This is a genomic window from bacterium (assembly GCA_037127815.1).
Lineage (GTDB): Bacteria > Patescibacteriota > Minisyncoccia > Phycocordibacterales > CAIZLB01 > CAIJKW01.
The window spans coordinates 1-1706 of record JBAXXP010000009.1; the positions used below are offsets into that span (position 1 = coordinate 1).

Annotated in this window: 1 protein-coding gene; it reads left to right on the forward strand. The window is 37.4% G+C overall.

Annotated elements, in window-relative coordinates:
* Positions 1 to 80: 80 nt before the first annotated feature.
* The gene (locus tag WCQ00_04235; protein MEI6042743.1) at positions 81 to 1427 is read left to right on the forward strand and encodes an IS4 family transposase; all 1347 of its coding nucleotides are present in this window, start codon (positions 81 to 83) and stop codon (positions 1425 to 1427) included.
* Positions 1428 to 1706 lie beyond the last annotated feature (279 nt).

A 1706-nucleotide genomic window follows, 5' to 3' on the forward strand; every position in this document is an offset into this window, starting at 1 on the left:
CATAGCCGTCAAGCTAAGGATTGTTTTCTCCTACAAATTTGCTTGACCTGTAGGTTAACTTAGGTAAGAGGTCATTAAAAGTGGAAGATGTAGCTTCCAAATTATCGTTGAGGTTAACAGATTTTTTCAAATCAGAAGAAATTGAAAGGTTAGGGCGTGAGAGCGGGTTTATTCAGCGGCGCGGTACTTTAACAGCAGACAGCTTTGTTAATGTTTTGATGTTCCCGGATTTTGACAACCACGCCAGAAGTTTGACAGACATTGTTTCCTGTCTTTATCTGGGACACAGCCAAACTATTACGAAACAGGCACTTGACCTACGGTTTACATCTCGGTCGGTTTTGTTTTTAAAGACATTGTTGGAAAAATTCCTTAAAGAGATGTTGCCTGATGAATCAAAACTTGAACATTTTTTACACTTTAATTCTGTGAGGATAAAAGATTCCACCTGTTTTCAGTTGCCACCGGCTTACGCAACTCTTTATCCGGGTAGCGGAGGGTCAGGATCAAAAGCAATGATCCGCATCCAATTTGAATACGATTTTAAAAGCGGCACTATATACGACCTTAGTGCTCATGCATTTAACGAACAGGACCATACCGACAGTAAAAGCGTATCAGAAAATATACGGCCAAATGATTTGTTGATCAGGGACCTAGGGTACATTAACCAAACCTATATAAAGGCGATAGACAAAGCCTCTGCTTTTTATTTAAACAGGCCAGGTGCACCCGTTGGGATGTACGAACAAGTTAAAAATGGGAAATTTAAACAACTTGACTATTTCAAAATAATGGAAATGATGATGGCTGGCAAAATGTCCACCATTGAAAAGGATGTTTACCTGTCCAAAGAAAAAGATCTTAAAACACGCCTGGTGATAGAATTGCTCCCAGAGAAAGAATATGAAGAACGTGTAAGGAAAATCAAACAGGAGGCACAGAAAAAAGGGAGGAAAGTAAGTAAAGACCGTATAATCAGGGCCAGGTTAAACCTTTTTATCACCAACATACCCAAAGAGCTGCTTGCACAAGATAAATTGAGGGACCTTTACCGACTCCGCTGGCAGGTCGAATTGATCTTCAAAACTTGGAAATCCTTTTCTAAAGTCCACGAAACCAGACCAATGAAGATAGAACGGTTTAATACAAACTTGTATGCAAAGTTCCTTTTGATACTTATGAACTGGAAGATTCTTTGGGATACTTTAATCTGGTACTGGGAATCAAAGGGTATATTGGTTAGTTTAATCAAATTCTATAAAAGGCTAGTCAGCCGTCAGAAGGAAATAAGCAAAAAGATCACGCAGTCCGCAGAAGAATTTAAAAACGAAATATTAAAATTATTGACACTTCCCAAGGCAATGATCCAATTGGAAAAAAAGAAAGGGAAACTTTCACTTCTTGAATTAATACTTATGCAATAGACACAGAGATATACCAATGCTATTTTGTGGCCTACAACTGCAAAGCGGGGTTCTTATGTCCAATAATATAATAAAAAAATATTCGTATATAATTGATTATTATTTGTTTATATGAGATAATTGTAATACTTTTACACCTGAAATTAAGTTAGTAACGTGGCAATTGCCACATAAAAAAATTAGGTATGAGACTGACTTCAATCTTCGCGGGCAGAGTCCCGCACTCTGCTATTGTATATACCTGATTATTAATTTGTTAAAATTAACTTGACGGCTATG